Source organism: Microbacterium suaedae (assembly GCF_003254645.1).
Lineage (GTDB): Bacteria > Actinomycetota > Actinomycetes > Actinomycetales > Microbacteriaceae > Microbacterium > Microbacterium suaedae.
Genome location: NZ_PNFD01000001.1, coordinates 152,212 through 177,080, shown reverse-complemented (window position 1 = coordinate 177,080; position 24,869 = coordinate 152,212). Strand labels below are relative to the sequence as shown.

General features: G+C 69.0%; 23 protein-coding genes and 2 riboswitches. Of the genes, 17 read left to right on the top strand and 6 right to left on the bottom strand.

Annotation, left to right across the window (positions count from 1 at the left end; genetic code table 11):
• Nucleotides 1–2: 2 nt before the first annotated feature.
• Together nadB and nadA are read right to left on the bottom strand one after the other, a co-directional pair.
• The gene (gene nadB, locus C0012_RS00810) at nt 3–1,553 is read right to left on the bottom strand and encodes an L-aspartate oxidase (protein WP_110588646.1); all 1,551 of its coding nucleotides are present in this window, start codon (nt 1,551–1,553) and stop codon (nt 3–5) included.
• Complete coding sequence (gene nadA, locus C0012_RS00805; RefSeq protein WP_110588647.1) at nt 1,550–2,848, bottom strand: quinolinate synthase NadA; 1,299 nt, start codon at nt 2,846–2,848, stop codon at nt 1,550–1,552. The genes nadB and nadA overlap by 4 nt, the downstream gene beginning before the upstream one ends.
• A gap of 102 nt (nt 2,849–2,950) precedes the next feature.
• Nucleotides 2,951–3,047, top strand: a riboswitch (TPP riboswitch).
• Here nadA and thiM point away from each other — a divergent pair.
• The 6 genes from thiM (at nt 3,039) to gcvP (ending at nt 10,689) form a co-directional block, all read left to right on the top strand.
• A complete protein-coding gene (gene thiM, locus C0012_RS00800) occupies nt 3,039–3,863 on the top strand; it encodes a hydroxyethylthiazole kinase (RefSeq protein WP_110588839.1) in 825 nt (274 codons plus the stop codon). It overlaps the preceding riboswitch by 9 nt.
• Entirely contained in the window at nt 3,860–4,540 is a 681-nt protein-coding gene (gene thiE / locus C0012_RS15620) for a thiamine phosphate synthase (protein WP_232527724.1), read from the top strand. The genes thiM and thiE overlap by 4 nt, the downstream gene beginning before the upstream one ends.
• Nucleotides 4,537–5,997, top strand: a complete 1,461-nt coding sequence (gene thiD / locus C0012_RS00795; RefSeq protein ID WP_232527723.1) for a bifunctional hydroxymethylpyrimidine kinase/phosphomethylpyrimidine kinase — start codon at nt 4,537–4,539, stop codon at nt 5,995–5,997. The genes thiE and thiD overlap by 4 nt, the downstream gene beginning before the upstream one ends.
• Nucleotides 5,998–6,074: 77 nt before the next feature.
• Nucleotides 6,075–6,166: riboswitch (glycine riboswitch) on the top strand.
• Between the two features lie 145 nt (nt 6,167–6,311).
• Complete coding sequence (gcvT, locus tag C0012_RS00790; protein WP_110588840.1) at nt 6,312–7,430, top strand: glycine cleavage system aminomethyltransferase GcvT; 1,119 nt, start codon at nt 6,312–6,314, stop codon at nt 7,428–7,430.
• Nucleotides 7,427–7,807, top strand: coding sequence for a glycine cleavage system protein GcvH (gcvH, locus tag C0012_RS00785; RefSeq protein ID WP_110588648.1), 381 nt, complete (start codon nt 7,427–7,429; stop codon nt 7,805–7,807). The genes gcvT and gcvH overlap by 4 nt, the downstream gene beginning before the upstream one ends.
• Entirely contained in the window at nt 7,804–10,689 is a 2,886-nt protein-coding gene (gene gcvP, locus C0012_RS00780; RefSeq protein WP_110588649.1) for an aminomethyl-transferring glycine dehydrogenase, read from the top strand. Before gcvH ends, gcvP begins: the two co-directional genes overlap by 4 nt.
• Before the next feature lie 80 nt (nt 10,690–10,769).
• Here gcvP and C0012_RS00775 read toward each other — a convergent pair whose 3' ends face one another.
• Both C0012_RS00775 and C0012_RS15615 read right to left on the bottom strand, forming a co-directional pair.
• Nucleotides 10,770–11,195, bottom strand: coding sequence for a GNAT family acetyltransferase (locus C0012_RS00775; RefSeq protein ID WP_232527722.1), 426 nt, complete (start codon nt 11,193–11,195; stop codon nt 10,770–10,772).
• Complete coding sequence (locus C0012_RS15615) at nt 11,192–11,776, bottom strand: GNAT family N-acetyltransferase (protein WP_110588651.1); 585 nt, start codon at nt 11,774–11,776, stop codon at nt 11,192–11,194. Before C0012_RS15615 ends, C0012_RS00775 begins: the two co-directional genes overlap by 4 nt.
• A gap of 57 nt (nt 11,777–11,833) precedes the next feature.
• Between C0012_RS15615 and C0012_RS00765 the strand changes: the two genes are divergently transcribed.
• Both C0012_RS00765 and C0012_RS00760 read left to right on the top strand, forming a co-directional pair.
• Complete coding sequence (locus C0012_RS00765; RefSeq protein ID WP_110588652.1) at nt 11,834–12,307, top strand: NUDIX hydrolase; 474 nt, start codon at nt 11,834–11,836, stop codon at nt 12,305–12,307.
• Nucleotides 12,304–12,723 carry an NUDIX hydrolase gene (locus C0012_RS00760; protein WP_162621816.1) on the top strand — a complete coding sequence of 140 codons (420 nt, stop codon included), beginning with the start codon at nt 12,304–12,306 and terminating at the stop codon, nt 12,721–12,723. The genes C0012_RS00765 and C0012_RS00760 overlap by 4 nt, the downstream gene beginning before the upstream one ends.
• A gap of 97 nt (nt 12,724–12,820) precedes the next feature.
• Here C0012_RS00760 and C0012_RS00755 read toward each other — a convergent pair whose 3' ends face one another.
• Nucleotides 12,821–13,786, bottom strand: coding sequence for a hypothetical protein (locus tag C0012_RS00755; RefSeq protein WP_110588653.1), 966 nt, complete (start codon nt 13,784–13,786; stop codon nt 12,821–12,823).
• A 198-nt stretch (nt 13,787–13,984) separates the two neighbouring features.
• Nucleotides 13,985–14,779 carry a CPBP family intramembrane glutamic endopeptidase gene (locus C0012_RS00750; RefSeq protein WP_232527721.1) on the bottom strand — a complete coding sequence of 265 codons (795 nt, stop codon included), beginning with the start codon at nt 14,777–14,779 and terminating at the stop codon, nt 13,985–13,987.
• Between the two features lie 219 nt (nt 14,780–14,998).
• On the opposite strand from C0012_RS00750, the gene C0012_RS00745 reads away from it, so the two are divergent.
• The 9 genes from C0012_RS00745 to dapC all read left to right on the top strand — a co-directional run bounded on the left by C0012_RS00745 (nt 14,999) and on the right by dapC (nt 24,738).
• Entirely contained in the window at nt 14,999–16,630 is a 1,632-nt protein-coding gene (locus C0012_RS00745) for an ABC transporter substrate-binding protein (protein WP_232527720.1), read from the top strand.
• A gap of 96 nt (nt 16,631–16,726) precedes the next feature.
• Nucleotides 16,727–17,656: an ABC transporter permease gene (locus tag C0012_RS00740; protein ID WP_110588654.1), complete on the top strand. Its 930-nt coding sequence runs from the start codon at nt 16,727–16,729 to the stop codon at nt 17,654–17,656.
• On the top strand, nt 17,646–18,587 hold the full coding sequence (locus C0012_RS00735; RefSeq protein ID WP_110588655.1) for an ABC transporter permease: 942 nt from the start codon (nt 17,646–17,648) through the stop codon (nt 18,585–18,587). The genes C0012_RS00740 and C0012_RS00735 overlap by 11 nt, the downstream gene beginning before the upstream one ends.
• Nucleotides 18,584–20,242 carry an ABC transporter ATP-binding protein gene (locus C0012_RS00730; RefSeq protein WP_110588656.1) on the top strand — a complete coding sequence of 553 codons (1,659 nt, stop codon included), beginning with the start codon at nt 18,584–18,586 and terminating at the stop codon, nt 20,240–20,242. Before C0012_RS00735 ends, C0012_RS00730 begins: the two co-directional genes overlap by 4 nt.
• Before the next feature lie 71 nt (nt 20,243–20,313).
• Nucleotides 20,314–20,865, top strand: a complete 552-nt coding sequence (locus C0012_RS00725) for a PH domain-containing protein (RefSeq protein WP_110588657.1) — start codon at nt 20,314–20,316, stop codon at nt 20,863–20,865.
• A gap of 84 nt (nt 20,866–20,949) precedes the next feature.
• Nucleotides 20,950–22,854, top strand: a complete 1,905-nt coding sequence (gene typA, locus C0012_RS00720; RefSeq protein WP_110588658.1) for a translational GTPase TypA — start codon at nt 20,950–20,952, stop codon at nt 22,852–22,854.
• Nucleotides 22,855–22,862: 8 nt separating this feature from the next.
• Nucleotides 22,863–23,252: a histidinol dehydrogenase gene (locus C0012_RS15325; protein ID WP_162621817.1), complete on the top strand. Its 390-nt coding sequence runs from the start codon at nt 22,863–22,865 to the stop codon at nt 23,250–23,252.
• A 48-nt stretch (nt 23,253–23,300) separates the two neighbouring features.
• Entirely contained in the window at nt 23,301–23,621 is a 321-nt protein-coding gene (gene fdxA, locus C0012_RS00710) for a ferredoxin (protein WP_110588660.1), read from the top strand.
• Nucleotides 23,622–23,625: 4 nt separating this feature from the next.
• Nucleotides 23,626–24,738, top strand: coding sequence for a succinyldiaminopimelate transaminase (gene dapC / locus C0012_RS00705; RefSeq protein WP_110588661.1), 1,113 nt, complete (start codon nt 23,626–23,628; stop codon nt 24,736–24,738).
• Nucleotides 24,739–24,869 lie beyond the last annotated feature (131 nt).

Below are 24,869 nucleotides of genomic sequence, written 5' to 3'. Positions count from 1 at the left end.
GATCATGCGGGCTGGGCCACCCGCGCGTCATCGGTGCGGAGGTGCGCACCGACGGATGCGGTGCGGGCGCGCGCGGCACGGACGATCTCGCGCGCCACGACGAGCAGATTTCGATCCTCGAGCACGGCGGGGGAGTCGAGGGCACCGATCTCGGCGAGCCAGGACTCGATCTGCGCCGCGGCCTCGGCGAGCCCGGCGCCGTCGCGCGCGAGCCCCGCGCGATCCCACATGAGCCGCCCCAGCTCGCCCCGGTCGAATGGCCCGGTGCCACCTGCACAACGACGCCAATTCTTGTCGGATTTGTCCCGGGCACCGGTTTCCGGCCGCTGCGGCGCAAGAATTGGCGTCGTTGTGTCGGCGGGGTGCGATGCACGGGCGGCGGCGCGACCGGCCCGTGCCCCGAAGACGGCCCCCTCGAGGAGCGAATTCGACGCCAGCCGGTTGGCTCCGTGCACGCCCGTGCCGGCGGTCTCGCCCGCAGCGAAGAGCCCGGGGAGGCTCGTGCGCCCGTGGAGATCGGTCGTGACACCGCCCATGAGGTAGTGCGCCGCGGGGCGTACGGGGATCGGATCCCGCGCCCAGTCGAGTCCGCGCTCGCGCACGGCGCGGTCGATCGTCGGGAATCGGCGGGCGAGGAATCGCGCGCCGAGGTTCGTCGCGTCGAGGAGGGCGGGGCGCCCGTCCTGGCGCGCCATGCGTTCGGCGATCGCGCGTGCGACGACATCGCGCGGCGCGAGCTCGCCGTCGGGATGGGCATCGCGAACGAATCGGTGGCCGGTCTCGTCGACGAGGACGGCGCCCTCACCGCGCACGGCCTCCGAGACGAGGAACGTCGCGCCCACCGCGAGAACGGTCGGATGGAACTGGATGAACTCCATATCGCGCACGTCGGCGCCCGCGCGCACCGCGGCGGCGATCCCGTCGCCCGTCGCGACGGCGGGGTTCGTGGTCTGCCCGAACACGCGCCCCGCGCCGCCCGTCGCGAGCACGACGGCGTCGGACGAGACCGTGCGCGTGCGTCCGGACGGATCCATGACGACGGCGCCGCTCACGACTCCCTCGTCGAGGACGAGGTCGACGAGGCTCGTGCGCTCGCGGATCTCGATCCCGGCCGCGCGGACCGAGGCGAGCAGGGCGCGCTCGATCTCGGCGCCCGTCGCGTCGCCCCCGGCGTGCAGGATGCGGGGGAGGGAATGCGCGGCTTCGAGGCCGCGCGCGAGGTGCCCGGTCTCGTCGCGGTCGAAGGCGACGCCGCGATCGAGAAGCTCGGCGATGCGGTGCGTGCCGTCTGTGACGAGGACGCGCACGGCGTCGGGATCGGCGAGGCTGGCCGCCGCGCGCATGGTGTCGGCCGCATGGGCGGCGTGCGTGTCGTCGGGGAAGATGACACCCGCTATTCCGCCCTGCGCGTGCGAGGTCGCGGTGTCGGACGCGGACTCCTTCGTGAGGATCTCCACGTCGGCGCCCGCGTCATTCGCGTGCAGCGCGGCGGTCAGACCGGCGATTCCGGAGCCGAACACCAGCACGCGGGCGCGTGCCGCGGCGGCTGTCACGGCGTCGCCTCGAGCATCCTGTCGAGCGCGACGCGCGCGGGCGCCGCGACATCGTCGTCCACGGTGATCCGGTTGACGGTCTCGCCTGCGACGAGCCGCTCGAGCGCCCACGCGAGATATGCGGGGTGGATCCGATACATCGTCGAGCACGGGCAGACGACGGGGTCGAGACAGAAGATGGTGTGCTGCGGGTGCTGCGCGGCGAGGCGCTGCACGAGATTGATCTCGGTGCCGATCGCGAACGTCGCAGGCTCGGAGGCGTTCTCGATCGCGCGACGGATGACGTCGGTCGAGCCCGACTCGTCCGCCGCGTCGACGACGTCCATCGGGCACTCGGGGTGCACGATGACGCGCACGCCCGGGTGCTCGGTCCGTGCCTTGTCGATCTGGGCTGTCGTGAAACGGCGGTGGACGGAGCAGAATCCGTGCCACAGGATCACACGGCCGTCCTCGATCGCCCGCGCATCGGATCCGCCGAGCGGCTGGCGGGGATTCCACATCGGCATCCGATCGAGCGGCACGCCCATCGCCTTCGCGGTGTTGCGGCCGAGGTGCTGATCGGGAAAGAACAGCACGCGGCGCCCGCGCGCGAAGGCCGTTTCGAGGACGGTGCGCGCATTGGACGAGGTGCACACGATGCCGCCGTGGCGCCCGACGAACCCCTTGATCGCCGCAGACGAATTCATGTACGTGATGGGCACGACGGGCACCAGGCCCTCGGCGTCGGGCTCGTCGAGGGGTCCGAGCACGTCTTCGAGCTGCTCCCAGCATTCCTCGACCTCGTCGATCGAGGCCATGTCGGCCATCGAACAGCCCGCTCCGAGGTGGGGGAGGATCACATGCTGATTCGGGCCCGAGAGCAGATCGGCCGTCTCGGCCATGAAGTGCACGCCGCAGAACACGATCGCCTCGGCATCCGGATGCTCGGTCGCGGCACGCGCAAGCTGGAACGAATCGCCCACGTAGTCGGCGTGCTGGACGACCTCGTCGCGCTGATAGAAGTGCCCCAGCACGACGACGCGCTCGCCGAGGGTCTCCCGCGCCGCCCGGATGCGGTCGTGCAGCTCGTCGTCGGTCGCGTCGCGGTACTCGGCGGGCAGCTCACCCTGCGTGGGCGTCGCGGTGGGGGCGTTGTCGGCCATCGAGGATCCGGGGCCGTAGCCCGGCACGGCATCGAACGACCATGGCGCCTCGCGGAGATCGGGAGTGCAGGAGTCGCCATCCGCGCCCTGCGCGATCGCGCGGGCGACGGAAGGATCCTGCGGCGGCGTGAGGGTGATCAGGGTGGCGGGCATGACGCTCCTCGTCAGCGTTAAGGTGCGGATGACCCGAAGTCTACCCGCTGCATCAGGTGCGAGTGACCATAAGTGGCCCCGTGCGAGTGCGATAGGGTCGCTCGAGAAGACACGGGGTGTCCCTGAAGCGGGGACTGAGAGCACACCCGATGAACCTGATCTCGTTCAGACGAGCGGAGGGATGTCGAAGATGAGTGATGTCGTGGTGCCGGGGGTTCGGCAAGCGGAAGTGCTGTCGGCGCTGCGGGAGGGCGCGCCCCTCGTGCAGTGCCTGACGAACGTCGTGGTGACGAACTTCACGGCCAACGCGCTCCTGGCAGTGGGCGCGGCGCCCGTCATGGTCGACGTCCCCGAAGAGGCCGTCGAGCTGGCGCCGGGCGCATCGTCCGTGCTGATCAATCTCGGCACGCCTCACGAGGCGCAGCGGCAGGCGATGCTCGGTGCGGCGCAGGCCGCGGAACGTGCGGGGACGCCCTGGATTCTCGATCCGGTCGGCGTGGGCGCCCTCACGCTGCGCACGGAGTTCGCCCGAGAACTGCTGGCGCACCGTCCGTCCGTCATCCGCGGAAACGCCTCCGAGATCCGCGCGCTCGCCGGGCAGGGGGCGGGTGGCCGAGGTGTCGATGCGATCGACGCCGTCGAGTCCGCGCTGCCCGCCGCCGAGGCGCTCGTGGGCGAGACGGGGGCGATCGTTGCCGTCTCGGGTCCCGTCGACGTCGTCGTTGACGGCGCGAGCACGACGCGCGTCTCCGGCGGAAGCGCGCTGCTGACGCGCGTGACGGGCGGCGGCTGCTCGCTCGGGGCGGTGATCGCGGCGGCCGTCTCCGCAGCGAGCGACTCCGGATCGGACGCCGCGCTCGCGGGGACCGTGATGGCGCACGCGCTCTACGCCGAGGCATCGGAGCGTGCGGCCCGCGCGGCGGCCGGCCCCGGCAGCTTCGCTGTCGCCTTCCTCGATGAGCTCGCGACGGTCGCCCCCGGGGATCTCGCCCGCGCCGAGCGGACAACGCGATGAGCGCGCGAGCATTCGATCCCTCGATCTACCTCGTCGCCGACGTCGCGACGCTCGGGGATCGCGACCTCGCCCACGTCGTCGGGGAGGCGGTCGCGGGAGGCGTGACGACGGTGCAGGTGCGCGGGAAGAGCATCTCGGCCGCCCGTCTTCTCGGCCTCGTGCGCGATTGCGCGGACGCGGCGGCCGGCCGCGCGAGCGTCATCGTCAACGACCGCGTCGACGTCTTCCTCGCGGCGCGAGACGCGGGATCGGACGTCGCCGGCGTGCACGTCGGCCAGAGCGACCTTCCCGCGACGGCTGTGCGCGGGCTCGTCGGCCCCGACGCCGTCGTCGGGCTCAGCGCGAGCACGCCGGCGAACATGGCCGGCGTGCGGTCGCTTCCGGCCGGCACGGTCGACTATCTGGGCGTCGGCGCTGTCCGCGCCACACCGACGAAGCCCGACCATCCGGATCCGCTCGGCTGGGACGGCCTGCGCCGCGCCGTCGCTGAGGCGGGCGGCGTGCCGTGCGTCGCGATCGGGGGACTCGGAGCGGGCGACGCAGCCCACGTGCGCGGGGCGGGCGCCGTCGGCGAGGCCATCGTGCGCGTGGTCTGCCTCGCTGCGGATCCGCGGCAGGCCGCCCGTGAGCTCGCCGAGGAATGGGCAGCGGCGCACGGCGGCGGGGGAACGGCATGAGCGGCGTCGTGAATGTGCTCGCGATCGCGGGATCGGATCCTTCGGGCGGAGCGGGCATCCAGGCCGACCTCAAGACGATCCAGGCGACCGGCGGATACGGCATGGCTGCCATCACGGCCCTGACCGCCCAGAACACGCGCGGCGTGCGCGGCGTGCACGTGCCGCCGCCCGACTTCCTGCGCGATCAGCTCGAAGCCGTCGCGGACGACATCGCGATCGACGCCGTCAAGATCGGCATGCTCGGCACGGCCGACGTGATCGACGTCGTCGCTCAGTGGCTGCGCTCCCTTCCCGTGGCGCCCGCCGTCGTTCTGGATCCCGTCATGGTCGCGACGAGCGGAGACCGCCTGCTCGGCGAGCCGGCCGAACGATCGCTCGCCGCTCTGATGTCGCTCGCAGACGTCGTCACGCCCAATCTTCCCGAGCTCGCGGTGCTCTCGGGTGAGCCCGTCGCGGACACCTGGTCTGACGCGCTCGACCAGGCACGACGCGTCGCCGAGCGCCACGGCATCCTCGTCTTCGCGAAGGGCGGGCACCTGGGCGGCGATACGTGTCCCGATGCGCTCGTCGGCGCCGAGGGGATCGTCGCCGAGATGGGCGGGGATCGGATCCGCACCGAGAACACGCACGGGACGGGGTGCACGCTCTCGTCTGCGCTGGCAACGCTCGGCGCCCGGACGGGGGACTGGACGTGGGCCGCACGGCTCGCCCGCGACTGGCTGCGCGGGGCGCTTCGCGCGGCCGACGGGCTCGACGTCGGTGCGCCGGGCGGGCACGGTCCGGTCGATCACGCGTACGGGATCCGCGCGGGGGTGCGCCCGCCGCGCCGCGACGCCGAACTCGACGCGTGGTGGGAGGACATCGCCGAAGTGCGGCACGGCATCGACGCCGACGACTTCGCGCGCGGGCTCGCCGACGGCACGCTCGAGGCCGACCGCTTCGCGCACTACCTCGAGCAGGACGCGATCTATCTCGAGGCATATGCGGAGGTGCTGGAGGTTGCCGCCTCTCTCGCGTCGACCGCCGACGAGAGAGAGTTCTGGGCGGCATCGGCCCGCGAATGTCTCGCGGTCGAGATGGAGCTGCACAGATCTCGCGGCGCGGCGGCGACGACGGAGCGCTCGCCGGAGACGGCGGCATACCTCGACCACCTGCGAGCGGCGGCGCGTGCGGGGGAGCACTCCGTTCTCGTCGCGGCGGTTCTTCCCTGCTTCTGGATCTACGACGACGTCGGGCGTCGGCTCGCGGCTGTCGACCGGGAGGGGCATCCCTACGCGGATTGGCTCGCAACCTACGACTCGCCGGAGTTCACCGCGTCGACGGAGCAGGCGATCCGCTGGACGCAGCTCGCGGCGCGGCGCGCGTCGGACGAGGAGCTCACCCGAATGCGGGACGCGTTCCGGCGATCGGCCGAACTCGAGCGGACGTTCTTCGCACAGCGTCCCCCGCGCGGATGAACGGCGGGCGCGAGGGGTATCGTCACATCCCGCCCGACGGAGTATCGTAGGTCGCCACAACGAAATACGACGGTCCCACGAGCCGCACGGGAGAGCATCGGGCACGCCCGATCACCGAAGGAGCAAGCCTCCCCGCCAATCTCTCAGGTGCACATACCGTGCGGGTTCGGACCGCTCTGAAAAGAGCACCGCAGCAGGACGCGCGGTGCCGCCGACGGTGAAAGACGCGCTCGCGCGTCGAAACTCTCAGGCCCATGACAGAGGGGGAGTTCTCACGCCTCATGCCGAGGCATCCGCCGATCCGGGAGAACTCCATGCCATCCCCTCCACCCGTCCCCCCTCGCGAGACCCCTCTCGCGGCAGAGCACGAAGCCGCGGGAGCGGTCTTCACCGACTTCGGCGGCTGGCGCATGCCCGTGCGCTACTCGTCGCACCTCAATGAGCATCGCGCCGTTCGCGAAGCGGCGGGGCTCTTCGACATCTCACATATGGGCGAGATCCGCGTGACCGGCCCCGGCGTCGGCGCCTTCCTCGACCACGCGCTCGCGGGGCGGATCTCCTCCGTCGCGGTCGGGCGCGCGAAGTACTCGATGATCCTCGCCGACGATGGCGGGATCATCGACGACCTCGTCAGCTACCGGATCCGCGACGACGAGTTCCTCGTGGTGCCGAACGCCGCGAACCGCGACGCCGTGGTCGATGCTCTCGCCGAGCGCGCGGACGGATTCGATGTGCTCGTGAACGATGTCGGCGACGACTATGCGCTTCTCGCCCTGCAGGGCCCCGCGGCTCGGCGGATCCTCGCAGCCGCGGACGGTGTTGCGGATCTCGGTGTCCCGCTCGACGAGCTGCGCGGCTATGCGTGGAGCGATGCGAGCTTCGCCGGATCGCCCCTCCTCATCGGCCGCACGGGATACACGGGAGAAGACGGTTTCGAACTGTACGTTCCCGTTGCGCACGCGAGCGCCCTGTGGCGCGAACTGCTCGCGGCCGGCGCGCCGCACGGGTTGATCCCCGCCGGCCTCGCCGCCCGCGACACGCTGCGTCTCGAAGCAGGCATGCCGCTGTACGGCCACGAGCTCTCGCGTGACATCTCTCCCGCACAAGCCGGCCTCGGCCGCATCATTCCCGCGGACAAGACCGGGTTCGTCGGAGAGGCGGCGAAGCTCCCGCGTCCCGGAGCGCGGGTGCTCGTCGGGCTCACGAGCGAGGGGCGCCGCGCCGGGCGCGAGGGCTACCCCGTTCTCCGGGGCGAGAGCGTCGTCGGCGCCGTCACGAGCGGCGCCCTCAGCCCGACGCTCGGATACCCCGTCGCCATGGCGTACGTCGACCCCGAGGCAGCCGACGCCGACGATCTGGCGATCGATGTGCGCGGCACGCGCATCGCAGCGACCGTCACACCCCTTCCCTTCTACTCCCGGAGCGCATCATGACCGATCTGTCCACCCTCCAGTACACGTCCGAGCACGAGTGGATCGCCGTCGATGGTGACATCGCGACGATCGGCATCACCGATCACGCCGCCGAGCAGCTCGGCGATGTCGTCTACGTCGATCTTCCGGCCGTCGGATCCGCCCTGTCGGCGGGCGACGTGATGGGAGAGATCGAGTCGACGAAGTCGGTCTCCGAGCTCTACGCGCCCGTCTCTGGCGAGGTCGTCGAGATCAACGGCGACGCCGACGCGGATCCCGCCAGCGTCGGTGACGATCCGTTCGGCGCCGGCTGGCTCGTGAAGGTGCGCGTCGCGGGCGAGGTCGCCGGTCTCCTCGACCGTGACGCGTACGTCGCGCTCACGGGCGCGGGCGCATGAGCGTCGCATTCACGCGCCGCCATGTCGGACCGTCGACGGGTGCGCAGCGTGACATGGCCCAGGAACTCGGCGTCGAAAGCCTCGACGCGCTCATGGGGGAGGCGATCCCACGCGCCATCCGCTCGGACGGTCGCACCGACGGATCCGTGCCTTTCGCGGGCGTGAGCGAGGCCGAGGCGCTCGCCGAGCTGCGGGCGCTGGCGGCGCGCAACCGCGTGCTGACGCCCATGATCGGGCTCGGATACAGCGACACGATCACGCCCGCCGTGATTCAGCGGAACGTATTCGAGAACCCGTCCTGGTACACGGCCTACACGCCGTATCAGCCCGAGATCTCGCAGGGTCGCCTCGAAGCGCTGCTGAATTTCCAGACCGTCGTCGCCGACCTCGCCGGCTTGCCCGTCGCGAACGCGTCGATGCTCGACGAGGCGACGAGCGCTGTCGAGGCGATGCTGCTCGCCCGGCGCGCCGTCCGGGGGCGCGCGTCCGATGTGTTCGTCGTCGACGCCGATGCGCTGCCACAGACGAAGAGCGTCCTGGGGCTGCGCGCCGACGCCGTCGGCATCGAGCTCGTCGAGCGCGACCTCGCGGGCGGCGAGGAGCTGCCGGATGCGTGCTTCGGCGTGCTCGCCCAGTACCCGGGCGCATCGGGCCGTGTCTGGGATCCGTCGCCTGTCATCGAGGCCGCGCACGCGGCCGGTGCCCAGGCGGTCGTCGCGGCCGACGTCATGGCGCTCGTTCTGCTTGCCTCGCCCGGCTCGATGGGAGCCGATATCGTCGTCGGATCCACGCAGCGATTCGGCGTGCCCCTCGGCTTCGGCGGTCCGCACGCCGGGTACATGGTCGTGCGTGCGGGCCTCGAGCGCCAGCTGCCCGGGCGGCTCGTCGGCGTCTCGAAGGACTCGGACGGCCAGATGGCGTACCGGCTCGCGCTGCAGACGCGCGAGCAGCACATCCGCCGCGAGAAGGCGACGAGCAACATCTGCACGGCGCAGGTGCTGCTGGCCGTCATGGCGTCGATGTACGCCGTGCACCACGGGCCCGAGGGGCTGCGGCAGATCGCGGGGGAGATCGCGAGCAAGACGAACGAGCTCGCCGATCGCCTCCGCGGGATCGGCGGCGAACTCGTGCACGAGGCGTTCTTCGACACGATCCGGGTGCGCGTTCCCGGTCGCGCGGGCGCGGTCGTCGCGGCCGCCCGCGAGTCCGGCGTGCTCCTCCACGAGGTCGACGTCGACACGGTGGGTGTCTCGGTCGGGGAGGCGACGACGCGGGGCGACCTCGACGCGGTGGAGGCCGCATTCGCGAGCGCACTCGGATCCGCCGAGTCCACAAGTCTTCGCCGAGTCCGCAGCGAATCGCAGGAGACTCGCGAAAGACTCGCGGAATCGTCGGCGATCCCCGAACCGCTCCGCCGCGAGGACGAGATCCTCGCGCATCCCGTGTTCCACGAGCACCGCTCCGAGACGGCCATGATGCGGTACCTCAAGCGCCTCGCCGACAAGGACTACGCGCTCGACCGCGGCATGATCCCCCTCGGATCGTGCACGATGAAGCTCAACGCGGCGGCGGCGATGCAGGCGACGAGCTGGCCCGAGTTCAGTCGGATCCATCCGTTCGCGCCGCGCGACACGGTGGACGGGTACCTCGCGCTCATCCAGCAGCTCGAGGCGTGGCTCGCCGATCTCACGGGATACGAGGCGGTCTCCCTGCAACCGAACGCGGGATCCCAGGGTGAGCTCGCCGGGCTCCTCGCGATCCGCCGCTTCCACGCTGCGAACGGTGACGACGCGCGCGACGTCTGCCTGATCCCGTCCTCGGCTCACGGGACGAACGCGTCCTCGGCGGTCCTCGCGGGCCTGCGTGTCGTCGTGGTGGCGTGTGATGTGGCCGGCAACGTCGACCTGGCGGATCTGCGGGCGAAGATCGCCGAGCATGGATCGGCGCTCGCCGCCCTCATGATCACGTATCCGTCGACTCACGGCGTTTACGAGCACGACGTGCTCGACATCACCGCCGCCGTGCACGAGGCAGGCGGCCAGGTGTACATCGACGGCGCGAACCTCAACGCCCTCGTCGGGCACGCCCGATTCGGCGAGCTCGGAGGGGATGTGTCGCACCTCAATCTGCACAAGACGTTCTCGATCCCGCACGGCGGTGGTGGGCCGGGTGTCGGCCCCGTGGCGGCGAAGGAGCACCTCGCCCCGTATCTGCCGTCGCACGACGACGCGCAGGTGGCGCGCGAGGGGATCGGGCCCGTCTCGGCGGCGCCGTACGGATCGCCGAGCATCCTCCCGATCACCTGGGCGTACATCCGGATGCTCGGACGGGAGGGTCTCACCGAGGCGACCGACGCGGCGGTGCTGGGCGCGAACTACGTCGCGCACCGTCTCGCGGGCACGTATCCCATCCTCTACACGGGCGAGAACGGGCGGGTCGCGCACGAATGCATCGTCGATCTGCGGCCCCTGAAGGCAGAGACGGGGGTGACGGTCGACGACGTCGCCAAGCGCCTCGTCGACTACGGGTTCCACGCTCCGACGATGTCGTTCCCGGTCGCGGGCACGCTCATGGTCGAGCCGACCGAGTCGGAGGATCGGGGCGAACTCGACCGCTTCTGCGACGCGATGATCCGGATCGCCGGAGAGGCGCGGCGCGTGGCATCGGGGGAGTGGCCGGCGGACGACAACCCGCTCGCGAATGCCCCGCACACCGCCGCGTCGATCGCGGTGACCGAGTGGACGCACCCGTACACGCGCGAGGAGGCGGTCTTCCCCGCGGGCTCGGTCAGCAAGTACTGGCCGCCGGTGCGCCGCATCGACCAGGCCTACGGCGACCGCAATCTCGTCTGCGCCTGCCCGCCTCCGGAGGCATTCGAGTAGTCGCCCCCCGATTCCACAAGTCTTCGCCGAGTCCGCAGATATTCGCAGCGGACTCGGTGAAGACTTGCGGACATGGGGCGTTAGTTGTCCGCAATCAGGCGCCGCCCCATGAGCGCCGAGTCGATCTCGGCGTAGTCGCGGGCCTCGTAGAACGCGAGCACGCCCGTGTTCTCAGGGCGCACCATGAGCTGCACCTTCGGGCAGCCGAGATCCTCGAGCCGCCGCTCCGCCTCGGCGACGAGCGCGGATCCGATCCCTTCGCCCCGGCGCGCAGGATCCGTCGCGAGATAATAGAGCCAGCCGCGATGGCCGTCGTATCCGGCCATGACGGATCCGACGACGTCGTCACCACTCGCGGCGACCAGCAGAAGATCGGGCCAGACGGCACGCGCTCGCGCGATGTCGGCGCGCGGATCGTTCCACGGACGGGTGAGGCCCGCGGCCTCCCAGAGCGCGACGACCGCTTCAATGTCCGCATCCGTCAGAGGGCGGATGGTCGCCGTCATCGGATGCGCGCCTCGAGCCCGCGTCGCACCGTGGGCCACTCGTTGACGATGATGGAATACACGACCGTGTCGCGGAGGGTCCCGTCGGGCATGATCCGGTGATTGCGCAGGACGCCGTCCTGCTTGGCGCCGAGCCGCTCGATCGCCGCGCGCGACTGGCGGTTGTGCCAGTGCGTGCAGAACTGCACGGCGATGCATCCGAGGTCCTCGAACGCACGGCTCAGGAGGAGCATCTTTGCAGCAGGGTTGATGCCTGTGCCATGCGCCGCACGCCCCATCCACGTGTACCCGATCTCGACGCGTCGGTTCGGCTCGTCGAGGTTGCAGAACGTCGTGACGCCGACCGCGCGGTCCGTCGACGGGTCGACGATCGCCCAGGGAGCAAGGCCGCCGCTCCGCTGGCGCGCGAGACGGGAGTCGATCTCGGCGCGGACGTGTTCCGGGCGCGGAATGCTCGTGTACCAGGTGCGCCACAGCTCGCCATCCGCGACGGCGTCCGCGAGGTCGCCTGCGTGGGAGTATGCCAGGGGTTCGAGCCGGACTCGGTCGTTCTCGAGAACAGGTGTCGATGCGAATCTCACTCGATGATCGTAGTGGTGCTCAGCTCATCATCGAAGCGCGGGAATAGGCTCAGACACATGGCGACACCCGATTTCATCCTCCGCCTCCGCGAGAAGATCGGCCACGAGCTGCTCTGGCTCATCGGCGTCACGGCCGTCGTCGTGAAGGGCGACGAGGTGCTCCTCGTCGAACGTGCCGACAACGGCATGGTCACGCCCGTCACGGGCATCGTGGATCCGGGCGAGGATCCCGCGGTCGCCGCCGTGCGCGAGGTGGCGGAGGAATCCGGGATCGAGGCGCGCGCCGAGGCGCTCGCGTGGGTGCGGGCGCTGCCGCCGATGGTGCACGCGAACGGCGATCGCGCGCAGTATCTCGACATCGTCGTACGGTGCGTGGCCGAAGGCGGCGTCCCGCACCCGGCCGATGGCGAGAACACTCGCGCATGGTGGTGCCCCATAAACGAGCTCGACGAGGCGGGCCTCAGTGACGACATGCGCGAGCGGATCCGCGAAGCGCTCACGCACGAGGGAGCGGCGAGGTTCGAGCGATGATCGACCATGATGCGAAGCGGATCCACGTGAGTGCCGTCGTCCTGCGCCACCCCGATACGGGGCATCTGCTTGCGGTGCGCAAGCGCGGGACGAGCATGTTGATGCAGCCGGGCGGGAAGCCGGATCCGGGCGAGAGCGCCGTCGAGGCGGCGGTCCGTGAGATCCGGGAGGAGCTGAGCGTCGAGCTCGACCCGGCGCAGATGCGGCTGCTCGGGGTCTTCGAGGCGCCCGCCGCGAACGAGGGCGGCTACGCGGTGCGCGGCACGGTGTTCACCCACCCGCCCGTCGAGGTGACGGCCCCGGCTGCCGAGATCGAAGAGATCCGCTGGATCGACGATCGGGGCCCGCTCGGCGCCGACCTCGCGCCGCTCATGACGACTCAGATCGTTCCGGCGCTGCACGCAGCCGGGGTCTAAGGCACTCCACGCGCCAAGTCCACAAGTCTTCATCGAGTCCGCGGTGAATTGCACCGGACTCGGTGAAGACTTGTCGAAATGTCGAAGATCTGCTGGATCACGGAGCCAGGAGAGCACGTACTGTTCGGAGGCGCGTGTTGTCCCGGGGCCGCACGCGTCGTACTCCCTCGTCGGCGAGGATCTTCTCGAGAACCTCTGGTCGACGGCATGCCGACCAACCCCATCGCGCGAAGCCGTCTGCGAGACGCCGGAGAGCATCCTCTCGTTTCTTCTCCTGAATGAGCGCGGCCTCGGTGCCACCGGGGTGCATTCGGTACTTGGAATCGCCGTCGGCTTCGCCCATCACATTCTCGCGCGGCCAGTAAGTGTCGACCCGCGCGGTGCCGAGCTCGCCGATGTCGAATGAGGCCTGGAGCTCCGGAGATTCGAAGCCGAGCCACTCGATGACGGCGATGCTGATCGACTCGAGGACCGATTCAGGAATTCCTGTCGCGCGGCTGATGGCCCAGCGCGCGGCGCTCCGTCCGCGGGAGCTGTCCCGTGCGTCATTCGTGGCAGTGATCTCGCCGATCGTCGACGCGCGGGTGCGGATGATGTGATCGAGCACGGCGAGCCCGTATGCCGGGTGGCGCACGCGTGCGAGGTCGACGCCTGTGTCGACTGCGCTCGTATGCAGGAACCCTGACGATTGCTCCGGGGTAATCGGATCCGAAAAGTAGTGGCCCTGGATCGTGCCCGTGATCCGTGCCGCGCCCTTCGTGTCGGCGAGGACATGGACGTAGGGCTGACGGGGCAGGACCGGGTGACCGCGCAGAACGGCCGCGGATTCGAGCACGAACACCGCATCCGGTCGCTTGTGCCGGACAGCGTGCACCTTCGCCAGGTAGCGCTCCCACGGAGCGAGATCGCGCCAGGCCGTCTGATCGACATACACACCTGGCAGCAGCCGGACGATGTCGTGCGTCCGCACGTATGCGTCGAACCCCGCCCCATAGGTTCTGCGGACGAGGAGGTCGGCGGGGCAGGGGAGGACGTCGCTCTCATCGGTCAGGTTCGTGGGCATGCGGTGAGTGTGGCAAAGATGTCACGTCACGCGTCAGCCGATCTCTGCGAATGTGGAGAGATCCGGTGGTTCGGGTCATTGTGAGCACGCTGCCCTGCCCAGATCGTTGCCACGGAAGCGCGATCGACGGGTCCGCAAGTCTTCGTCGAGTCCGCGGTGAATTGCACCGGACTCGGTGAAGACTTGTGGAAATGCGGGTCAGGGGAGGTAGGGGGCCGCGAGGGGGTAGCCGACGAAGGCGACCGTGTCGAGGAGGGCGTGGGCGATGACGAGGGGCATGACACGGCGCCAGCGCAGATAGATCCAACCGAAGACGAGGCCCATGACGACGTTGCCGAGCGCCATCGCCGGGCCCTGATACAGGTGGTACAGACCGCGCAGCAGCGCGATGCCGATGAGGATCCGCGTGGGGCTCCAGCCGAGCGTGCCGAAGCGCTCGCCGAGGTATCCGTTCAGGATCACCTCCTCGAGCAGCCCGGCGCGCACAGCCGAGAGCAGGAGGAGCGGGATCGTCCACCACGCCGCGTCGAGCTCGGCCGCCTGCACCTCGAGGGTGAGCCCGGAGAGGCGGCTGATCGCGTAGAGGGCGAGTCCGGGGATCCCGATGCCGGCGAGCAGCAGCACCGCGACGCCGGTGTCGCGTCCGAAACGTGAAAGATCAAGGCCGATGCGACGCAGGGCGCTGCGGCCGGGCTCCCACAGCAGGTACACGACGAGGGCGACGAGGCACAGATCAAAGAAGACGTCGAAGACGCGGTAGATCGCGTCCCAGACGGCCTGGTCGGCGCGGGCCGGATTGAGCGAGGTCGCCTGATCGGCGAGGGCCGCATCGCGCGTCAGCGAGCGCACGAACGAGAGAACGGAGTACATGGCCGACTGTCCGATCGACAGCGCGAGCACGATCGCGACCTCCCACGCGAGGCGCGCTCGGGAGCGCGAGGTCTCGGGCGAGTCCGGCTTGGGGCGGTCGGGGCGGGTGCGCGGAACGGTCACGTCTGTCAGCGTGCCACAGCGGTGTGCGAGGCGGATCAGGGCGATCGACTCGCGCGTTGAGCAGATTGCACAGCCGGGGTGAAGATGGATAAATCCTGTGTAACGGTTTGGGCAAAGGCTTGGTGCATTCTTCGTGAACGCATAGAGTCACTGCACAGTCCGCGTCTGTCGCAGCGCGACACAGCGGACGGTTACCCATCCCTTCTTCAAGGAGCACACGTGAAGCGCAACAGGATCGCCCTCACGGGCGTTGCCGTGCTCGGTGCCGGGGCTCTTGCCCTCACCGGCTGCGGCGCGAGCGACCCCGGCGACGAGACAACCGACGACTCGAACGGCAGCTCGCTCGAGTTCGGGCTCGCCTTCAACGCGGACGGCGGCCACCAGGCCTGGGTCGACGCGGTCGCGAACTCGATCTCCGGCACCCTCGGTATCGACGCGGTCGGCGTGCCGTACCCCGACTTCGCCGGGCTGCGTGAAGAGGTCACCAACCGCACTATCGACAGCGCGTTCCGCACCGGCTGGCAGGCCGACTACCCGGGCCTGTACAACTTCCTCGGCCCGCTCTACGCCACGGGCGCCGGATCGAACGACGGCGACTACTCGTCGGAGGAGTTCGACTCGCTTCTCGAAGAGGGCATCTCGACCGCGGATCCCGCGGAGGCGAACGAGCTGTTCCAGCAGGCGCAGGAAGTCCTCCTGCAGGACCTGCCGTCGATCCCGCTGTGGTACTCGAACGTCGTCGGCGGCTGGAGCGAAGACGTCGAGAACGTGCAGTTCGACTGGCACTCGGTGCCGATCTTCGACGAGATCACGAAGGCCGATGGCGGCGCCATCAACGCCAACGGATCCGAGCCGCAGAACCCGCTCATCCCGACCAACACGAACGAGGTCGGCGGCGGCAAGATCCTCGACGCGATCTTCGCGGGCCTCATCAAGTACAACGCTGACGGATCCGTCGAGAACGACGTCGCCGAGTCGATCACGGTCGACTCGCCGACCGAGCTCACGGTGAAGATCCGCGAGGGCCTCACCTTCTCGAACGGCGAAGAGGTCACGGCCGACAACTTCATCAACGCGTGGAACTACGGCGCGGCGCTCGACAACGCGCAGCTCTCGAGCTACTTCTTCGAGGACATCGAGGGCTTCAGCTGGGACGAGAACCACGATGAGCTGTCGGGCCTCGAGCAGGTCGACGACTACACGTTCACGATCACGCTCAACAAGCCGGCCGCCGACTTCGCGCAGCGCCTCGGCTACTCGGCGTTCTACCCCCTGCCCGACGTCGCGTTCGAGGACATGGAGGCGTTCGGCAACAACCCGATCGGCAACGGTCCGTACATGCTCGACGGCGAGGGCGCGTGGGAGCACGACGTGAAGATCGACCTCGCGGTCAACCCCGACTACGACGGTCCTCGCGTGCCTCAGAACGAGGGTCTCCGGATCACGTTCTACGCGACGCAGGACACGGCATACGCTGATCTGCTCGGCAACGAGCTCGACGTGCTCGACGCAATCCCGGACTCGGCCTTCGCGACGTACGAGGACGAGCTCGGTGACCGCTGGGTCAACGACGCCGCGGCGATCTTCCAGTCGTTCACGATCCACCAGGAGCAGGAGCACTTCGCGGGCGAGGAAGGCCAGCTGCGCCGCCAGGCCATCTCGATGGCGATCAACCGTGAGGAGATCACCGACGTGATCTTCCAGGGCACGCGTACTCCGGCGAGCGACTTCACCTCGCCCGTCATCGACGGCTGGAGCGACTCGCTCGAGGGCGCCGACGTGCTCGAGTACAATCCTGAGAAGGCAGCGGAACTCTGGGAGCAGGCAAACGAGATCAACCCCTGGGAGTGATCTGACCGCTACGACCGACCGCTGACACGAGGCGGTGGCGCACTCGCCACCGCCTCGTGTTATGTCGTGAACTCTTCTCGGTAAGGAGGCCAGAGGGTGGCTATCTACATCCTCAAACGGATCCTGCAGGTCATTCCCGTGTTCCTCGGGGCGACGCTGCTGATCTACTACATGGTGTTCGCCATGCCCGGCGACCCGATCGCCGCGCTGTTCGGCGACAAACAGCCGCCGCAGGCGCTGCTCGACCAGCTGCGCGAGCGCTACATGCTCGACCAGCCGTTCCTGATCCAATACCTGAATTACCTCGGTGGCATCTTCCGCCTCGACTTCGGTGTCGGGTTCAACGGACAACCCGTGCTCGACACACTGATCCGTGCGTTCCCCGTGACGCTCCGGCTCGCGGTCGAGGCTGTCGCGCTCGCGTTCATCCTCGCGATCGTGATCGGCGCGGCGTCGGCGCTGCTGAAGAACACGATCTTCGACCACGCGATGCTCGTGATCGCGCTCGTCTTCGTCGCGGTTCCTGTATTCGTCGTCGGCTTCTTCGCCCAGTTCGTCTTCGGCGTCCAACTCGGCTGGTTCAGCCCGAGTGTCGGCGAGAACAACGGCTGGAGCGGGCTCATCCTGCCCGCGATCACGCTCGGATTCAGCATCTACGCGACGAGCATGCGGCTCATGCGCTCGTCGACGATCGAGACGCTCGGTCAGGACTGGGTGCGCACGGCCTACGGAAAGGGGCTGCCGCGCCGCCGGGTCATCCCCGTGCACGTTCTGCGCAACTCGCTGATCCCGATGGTCACCGACACGGGCACGCAGTTCGGCGTGCTCATGGTCGGGGCGACCGTGACGGAGACGATCTTCAACATCCCGGGGGTCGGCTTCACGCTCTACACCGCGATCCTGAAGCACGAGACGCCCACGATCGTGTCGTTCGTGACGATCTTCGTCATCGTCTACGTGCTCATCAATCTGCTGATCGACCTGCTCTACGGTCTTCTCGACCCGAGGATCCGCTATGTCTCGTAACACTCACTTCGTCGCGCCCGTCGCGGAGGCGGAGGTCGTCGTCGATCAGGTGCGCGTCGACGAGAAACGCAGCAATCTCTGGCTCGACGCGTGGCGCGATATGCGCAAGCGCCCGCTGTTCTGGGTCTCCGTCGTCGTCGGCCTCATCATCGTCGTCATGGCGGCGTTCCCGTCCCTCTTCACGAACATCTCGCCCTCCGGCGGTGTCTGCAGTCTGGCGAACAGCAACGGCGAGCCCGAGGCCGGCCACCCCCTCGGCTTCACCCGGCAGGGCTGCGACATCTGGACGCGCATCGCATACGGTGCGCGCACCTCGGTCGTCGTCGGCCTTCTCGCGACGCTCATTGGCACCGGCGTCGGCCTCGTCATGGGCGCCTTCGCGGGCTTCTACGGCGGGTGGCTCGACTCGCTGCTCTCGCGCGTCGGCGACATCTTCTTCACGATTCCGTACATCATCGCGGCGATCGTCGTGATGACGGTGATGCCCGCGGAGCAGCGCACGATGCTCACCCTCGCGTTCGCGATCGGTGGCTTCTCGTGGGCGTCGACGGCGCGCATCGTGCGCGCCGAGATCCTGCGCGTGAAGCAGTCGGACTATGTCATGGCGTCCATCGCGATCGGGATGAGCCGGTTCCGCACGCTCGTCGTGCACGTGCTGCCGAACGCGATGGCGCCCGTGATCGTCGTCGCGACGATCGGACTCGGCAACGCCATCGTCGCCGAGTCGGTGCTGGCCTTCCTCGGCGTTGGCCTGGGAGGCGACACGATCTCGTGGGGCGCCGACATCGGACAGGCGCAGACGACGATCCGCACCGCGCCGATGGCGCTGTTCTGGCCGTCGCTCGCGCTCACGTGCGCGGTGCTGGCATTCATCACGCTGGGCGAGATCCTTCGGGACGCCCTGGATCCGAAGGCGAGGGCCGAGCGATGAGCGATCAGCCGCTCCTGTCCGTCCGTGATCTGCGCATCGCGTTCGGCCGAGGCAAGAAGCAGAAGAACGTCGTGCACGGCATCGATCTCGATGTGTACGAGGGCGAGACGGTCGCGATCGTCGGCGAGTCCGGATCGGGCAAGTCGACGACGGCGACGGCCATCATCGACCTGCTTCCCGGCACCGGCAAGGTGACGGGCGGATCGATCACGCTCGACGGCAAGGAGCTCACCTCCGCGTCTCGGACCGAGATGGAGGCGATCCGCGGCCGCGAGATCGGATACGTCCCGCAGGACCCGATGTCGAACCTCAACCCCGTGTGGTCGATCGGCTTCCAGGTGAAGGAGACGATCCGCGCGAACGGCCTGGCGACGAGCCGCAAGGACGTGCATGCCCGCACGATCGAGGTGCTGAAGCAGGCCGGACTCGCCGATGCCGAACGCCGACTGCACCAGTTCCCGCACCAGTTCTCGGGTGGCATGCGCCAGCGTGCGCTCATCGGCATCGGCCTCGCGGCCGATCCGAAGCTGCTGATCGCCGACGAGCCCACGAGCGCACTCGACGTGACGGTGCAGAAGGTGATCCTCGATCACCTCGCCTCGCTCACGCGCGAGAAGGGCACGTCTGTGCTGTTCATCACGCACGATCTCGGTCTCGCGGCCGACCGCGCCGACCGGATCATCGTGATGAACCGGGGCGAGATCGTCGAGTCGGGCCCCAGCCGCACGATTCTCGAGGATCCGCAGCACCCGTACACGAAGCGACTCGTCGCGGCCGCACCGAGCCTCGCCTCGAAGCGGATCCAGACCTCGATCGTGGAGAACCACGCGGAGCAGTCGACGTCCGCGATCACGGGTCAGACGCCCGTCGTCGAGGTCGAGAACCTCGTGAAGGACTACCGGATCCGCACGGGCGGCATGCGCAGCGAGCCGTTCCGTGCCGTCGACGATGTGTCGTTCCAGATCCCGAAGGGGCGCACGCTCGCGCTCGTCGGCGAGTCCGGATCCGGCAAGTCGACCGTCGCGAAGATGGTGCTGCAGCTCGAGAAAGCGACGAGCGGATCCGTCCGGATCGAGGGGCGCGACACGACCGACATGACGCATCGGGACGTGTTCGAGCTGCGCGGGCGCATGCAGCCCGTGTTCCAGGATCCGTATGGATCGCTCGATCCTATGCGGTCGATCGGTGCGCTCATCTCGGAGCCGCTGAAGGTCCACGGCGTCGGCGATCAGGCATCGCGGCGAGAGCGGGTCATGGAGCTGCTCGAGCAGGTGGCGCTTCCCCGCGCGCTCGCGGAGCGGTATCCGAACGAGCTGTCGGGCGGCCAGCGCCAGCGCATCGCGATCGCGCGTGCGCTCGCGCTCAAGCCATCGATCGTCGTGCTCGACGAGGCCGTCTCGGCGCTCGACGTGCTCGTGCAGGATCAGATCCTGCAGCTTCTCGCGGAACTGCAGGACGAACTCGGTCTGACGTACTTGTTCATCACGCACGATCTGGCGGTCGTGCGCGTCGCGGCCGACCTCGTGTGCGTCATGGAGAAGGGGCGCGTCGTCGAGCAGGGCTCGGTCGACCGCGTCTTCGAGGCGCCGGAGCAGGAGTACACCCGTCGCCTGCTCGAGGCGATTCCGGGGCGTGATCTGGCGCTCGGCGCCTGAGCCGACTGGCCCGCTGGGCGTCCTCCTCGAGATGAGGAGGGCGCCCAGCGCCGTTTCGTAAGCTAGTGCGTATGCCCGAATCCGCTGAGAAGCTCGTGTTCCGCTCCGTCATGGGATGGGTGTGGCTCGGCATCGCCGCCGTCGTGTGCGGATATCTGCTCATCGACATGGCGGTGCGCGCCGGTGCGTGGGACGCATTCCTCGTTGCGCCGTGGCTGCTGGCGATTCTCTGGGTGGTGTGGGTCTTCCAGACGATCCCTCGCGTCGAGGCCGACGAGAAGGGGGCCCGCCTGTTCAACCTGCTGCGTATCGTCGAGCTGCCGTGGTCGGCCGTCTCCGGCGTGCGCCTGCGTTACAGCGCCGAGTTCGAGCTGCGCGACGGCACGCGGGTCACGGCGTGGGGTGGATCCTCGCGCCGCCTGCATCGTTCCCTCAAGCGTGCCTCGGAGGATCCGGCGGAGGTCGAGATCGAGCAGCTCCAGCGCCTGCACGCGAACGCCGCGGGCGGATCCGGCGTCGTGACGCGCACGTGGGAGTGGCGCGCCGTCGCGGTGGGCGTCGTGCTCGCGGCGTGGATCGCCTTCTCGCTCCTCCAGACGGGCGGCTTCTCGCTCGGGGTGTGACTGCCCAGCATTCGTCCGAGAGGGAGACGATAGGATGGATTGCCCTGGTTTCGGGGCGCTTCACCAACCCAGAAGGATCCCTTCATGGCGCTTGCCCACCGTTCAGATCTCCGCAACGTCGCGATCGTCGCTCACGTCGACCACGGCAAGACCACTCTGGTCGATGCCATGCTGCGGCAGACCGGTTCCTTCGGGGCACACGAGCACGTCGACGAACGCGCCATGGACTCGAATGATCTCGAGCGCGAAAAGGGGATCACGATCCTCGCCAAGAACACGGCGATCACCTACAACGGCGAGCACACCGACGAGCCCATCACGATCAACGTGATCGACACCCCGGGCCACGCCGACTTCGGCGGCGAGGTCGAGCGCGGTCTGTCGATGGTGCACGGCGTCGTGCTCCTCGTCGACGCGTCGGAGGGCCCGCTGCCGCAGACCCGTTTCGTGCTGCGCAAGGCGCTCGAGGCGAAGCTTCCGGTGATCCTGCTCGTGAACAAGACTGACCGCCCCGACGCGCGCATCGAGGAGGTCGAGGGCGAGGCCCAGGACCTGCTGCTCGGCCTCGCGGGTGACCTCGCCGACGACGTGCCCGACCTCGACGTCGACGCGCTGCTCGACGTGCCGGTCGTGTACGCCTCGGGTCGCGCGGGCGCCGCGAGCCGCACGCGGCCCGCCGACGGCTCGCTTCCCGACAACGACGACCTTGAGCCGCTGTTCGAGGCGATCCTCGAGCACGTTCCTGCCCCGACGTACGACGACGAAGCCCCCCTGCAGGCATGGGTGACGAACCTCGACTCGTCGTCGTTCCTCGGCCGTCTCGCGCTGCTGCGCGTGTTCAACGGCACGCTCAAGAAGGGTCAGACGGTCGCCTGGGTGCGCCGCGATGGCACGACCCGCAACGCGCGCATCACCGAGCTGCAGATGACGAAGGCGCTCGACCGCTACCCGGCCGAGCAGGCCGGCCCGGGGGACATCGCCGTCATCGCCGGCTTCGAGGACATCATGATCGGCGAGACGATCGCCGACCCCGAGGACATCCGCCCCCTTCCGCAGATCACGGTGGACGAGCCGAGCATCTCGATGACGATCGGCACGAACACGTCGCCGCTCGTCGGCAAGGTCAAGGGGCACAAGCTCACGGGACGCATGGTGAAGGACCGCCTCGACCGTGAGCTCATCGGTAACATGTCGATCCGCGTCAACGACATCGGCAAGCCCGACACATGGGAGGTGCAGGGCCGCGGCGAGCTGCAGCTCGCGATCCTCGTCGAGAACATGCGTCGTGAGGGCTTCGAGCTCACCGTCGGCAAGCCGCAGGTCGTCACGCGCAAGGACGAGAACGGCAAGACCACCGAGCCTTACGAGCACCTCACGATCGACGTGCCCGAAGAGCACCTCGGATCGATCACCCAGCTGCTCGCGGCGCGCAAGGGCCGCATGGAGTCGATGACGAACCACGGCACCGGATGGATCCGCATGGAGTTCATCGTCCCGTCGCGCGGTCTCATCGGCTTCCGCACGCAGTTCCTTTCGGTCACCCGTGGCACGGGCATCGCGAACGCGATCTCTCATGGCTACAGCGAGTGGGCGGGCGAGATCGTCGCGCGCCAGGCGGGATCCATCGTCGCCGACCGTGCGGGTGCCGTCACGCCGTTCGCGATGATCGCCCTGCAGGAGCGCATGTCGTTCTTCGTGAAGCCCACGGAAGAGGTGTACGAGGGCATGGTTGTCGGCGAGAACTCGCGCGCCGACGACATGGACGTGAACATCACGAAGGAGAAGAAGCTCACGAACATGCGCTCCGCGACGGCCGACTCGTTCGAGTCGCTGACGCCCCCGCGCATCCTCTCGCTCGAGGAGTCGCTCGAGTTCGCGGCCGAGGACGAGTGCGTCGAGGTCACGCCCGAAGCCGTGCGCATCCGCAAGGTTGTGCTCGACCAGACGCAGCGCGGCCGCGACGCCGCGCGCCGCAAGCGTCAGGGCTGAGCGCACCCATGCCCCCGGGTCTGCTCGCGCGCGCCGTGGCATGGATCCTCGCCTTCGCGGCGGGAGCCGTGTTCGGCGTCGCGGGCACGATCTCGCACCCGTTCACGGTGGGCTGGGCGCCCGTCGGCATGATCGTCGCGGGCCTTGGCTGCCTGGGGCTCATGCTCGCGGTGCGCCTGCTCATCGAGGACAGGGGAGCGGTCCTGGCCTGCGGCCTCGGCATGCTCGGCGCGCTCGTCGTGTTCTCGGGCCGCGGCCCGGGCGGATCCGTCGTCGTCCCGCAGGCCGCGGAGGGCGAGTTCCCGTTCGGAATCGCGTGGTCGCTTGTGCTGACGGGCGTCGTGCTCCTCGTGGCGGCATGGCCGCGCATCCGCACGGGTAACGAGGCGAAACACTAAGGCTCGCCTTCGGAGCGCTTGCCCCGCGGCCCGCGTAGAATCGTTGACGTGACTTACGTGATCGCCCTTCCCTGCGTGGACGTCAAAGACCGCGCCTGCATCGATGAGTGCCCGGTCGACTGCATCTATGAGGGTGAACGAAGCCTCTATATCCACCCCGACGAGTGCGTCGACTGCGGCGCGTGCGAGCCCGTGTGCCCCGTCGAGGCGATCTACTACGAAGATGACCTCCCCGATGAGTGGGAGGACTACTACAAGGCCAACGTCGAGTTCTTCGAGGACGTGGGCTCGCCGGGCGGCGCCGCGAAGGTGGGTGTGATCGCGAAGGATCACCCGGTCATCTCCGCGCTGCCGCCGCAGGGCGAGTAGCGCGATGGCGATCGGCGACCTCGACGACTACCCGTGGGACAAGGTCACGCCGTACCGCGAGCGCGCCGCGGAGCATCCTGACGGCATCTGCGATCTGTCGATCGGTTCGCCCGTCGATCCGACGCCGCGGATCATCCGCGATGCGCTTGTCGAAGCGACCGACGCGCACGGCTATCCGACTGCGGCGGGCACGCCGGAGGTCCGCTCGGCGATCTGCGACTGGTTCGCGCGCCGACGCGGTGTTCCGGGTCTCGAAGAGCGCAATGTTCTCCCGACGATCGGATCCAAGGAACTCGTCGCGCTCCTGCCGACCCTGCTGGGCCTCGGCGAAGGCGATGTCGTCGTCCACCCGCGAGCCGCGTATCCGACCTACGACGTCGGCGCGCGCGTCGCGGGGGCGACACCGGTTCCCTCCGACGATCCCGCCGAGTGGCCCGAGGAGACGAAGCTCGTCTGGATCAACTCCCCGGGCAATCCCGACGGGCGGGTGTGGAGTGCAGACGAGCTGCGCGCCGCCGTCGAGAGGGCGCGTGAGCTCGGCGCCGTGCTCGCGAGCGACGAGTGCTACGCCGAGCTCGGCTGGGACGGCCCGTGGGCGACGGAGCGCGTGCCGAGCGTGCTGGATCCCCGTGTCGCGGGCGATTCGCGCAAGAACCTTCTCAGCGTCTACTCGCTCAGCAAGCAGTCGAATCTCGCTGGGTACCGGGCCGCGTTCGTGGCCGGCTGCGGGCGGATCGTCGCGCAGCTGCTGAAGAACCGCAAGCACCTCGGGCTCATGCCGCCCGCGCCCGTGCAGCACGCCATGGCTGTCGCGCTGGGCGACGATGAGCACGTCGCACACCAGCGGGAGATCTATCGCGCGCGGCGTGAGCTGCTCAAGCCCGCCATCGAAGAGGCGGGTTTCCGCGTCGAGGGGAGCGAAGCGGGGCTCTACCTGTGGGCGACGGAGGATCGCGACGCGTGGGAGTCGATGGCCCGGCTCGCCGAGCTCGGGATCCTCGCGGGTCCGGGCGTCTTCTACGGAGACTTCTTTCCTCGACATGTGCGTCTGTCGCTGACAGTCTCCGACGAGCGTGCCCGCGCGGCCTCGGAGCGCTTGCGGGCCGTCGCCGACTGAGATTTCGTAGGGATCCACAGGGGGATTCCCGGCAAGATTGCCGATTTTCACAGTTGCCCCCGGGGGCCGGTAGGCTATGGCGGGATGTCCGCAGAACCCGCGGGCGAATCCAACGTTGGATCGAAGACACA

Bases quoted from the DNA above. Each gene is read 5' to 3' on its own strand.
- nadA (WP_110588647.1), bottom strand. From the start codon at position 2,848: ATGCCCGCCACCCTGATCACCCTCACGCCGCCGCAGGATCCTTCCGTC.
- thiM (WP_110588839.1), top strand. From the start codon at position 3,039: ATGAGTGATGTCGTGGTGCCGGGGGTTCGGCAAGCGGAAGTGCTGTCG.
- thiE (WP_232527724.1), top strand. From the start codon at position 3,860: ATGAGCGCGCGAGCATTCGATCCCTCGATCTACCTCGTCGCCGACGTC.
- thiD (WP_232527723.1), top strand. From the start codon at position 4,537: ATGAGCGGCGTCGTGAATGTGCTCGCGATCGCGGGATCGGATCCTTCG.
- gcvT (WP_110588840.1), top strand. From the start codon at position 6,312: ATGCCATCCCCTCCACCCGTCCCCCCTCGCGAGACCCCTCTCGCGGCA.
- gcvH (WP_110588648.1), top strand. From the start codon at position 7,427: ATGACCGATCTGTCCACCCTCCAGTACACGTCCGAGCACGAGTGGATC.
- gcvP (WP_110588649.1), top strand. From the start codon at position 7,804: ATGAGCGTCGCATTCACGCGCCGCCATGTCGGACCGTCGACGGGTGCG.
- C0012_RS00775 (WP_232527722.1), bottom strand. From the start codon at position 11,195: ATGACGGCGACCATCCGCCCTCTGACGGATGCGGACATTGAAGCGGTC.
- C0012_RS00765 (WP_110588652.1), top strand. From the start codon at position 11,834: ATGGCGACACCCGATTTCATCCTCCGCCTCCGCGAGAAGATCGGCCAC.
- C0012_RS00760 (WP_162621816.1), top strand. From the start codon at position 12,304: ATGATCGACCATGATGCGAAGCGGATCCACGTGAGTGCCGTCGTCCTG.
- C0012_RS00755 (WP_110588653.1), bottom strand. From the start codon at position 13,786: ATGCCCACGAACCTGACCGATGAGAGCGACGTCCTCCCCTGCCCCGCC.
- C0012_RS00735 (WP_110588655.1), top strand. From the start codon at position 17,646: ATGTCTCGTAACACTCACTTCGTCGCGCCCGTCGCGGAGGCGGAGGTC.
- C0012_RS00730 (WP_110588656.1), top strand. From the start codon at position 18,584: ATGAGCGATCAGCCGCTCCTGTCCGTCCGTGATCTGCGCATCGCGTTC.
- C0012_RS00725 (WP_110588657.1), top strand. From the start codon at position 20,314: ATGCCCGAATCCGCTGAGAAGCTCGTGTTCCGCTCCGTCATGGGATGG.
- typA (WP_110588658.1), top strand. From the start codon at position 20,950: ATGGCGCTTGCCCACCGTTCAGATCTCCGCAACGTCGCGATCGTCGCT.
- C0012_RS15325 (WP_162621817.1), top strand. From the start codon at position 22,863: ATGCCCCCGGGTCTGCTCGCGCGCGCCGTGGCATGGATCCTCGCCTTC.
- dapC (WP_110588661.1), top strand. From the start codon at position 23,626: ATGGCGATCGGCGACCTCGACGACTACCCGTGGGACAAGGTCACGCCG.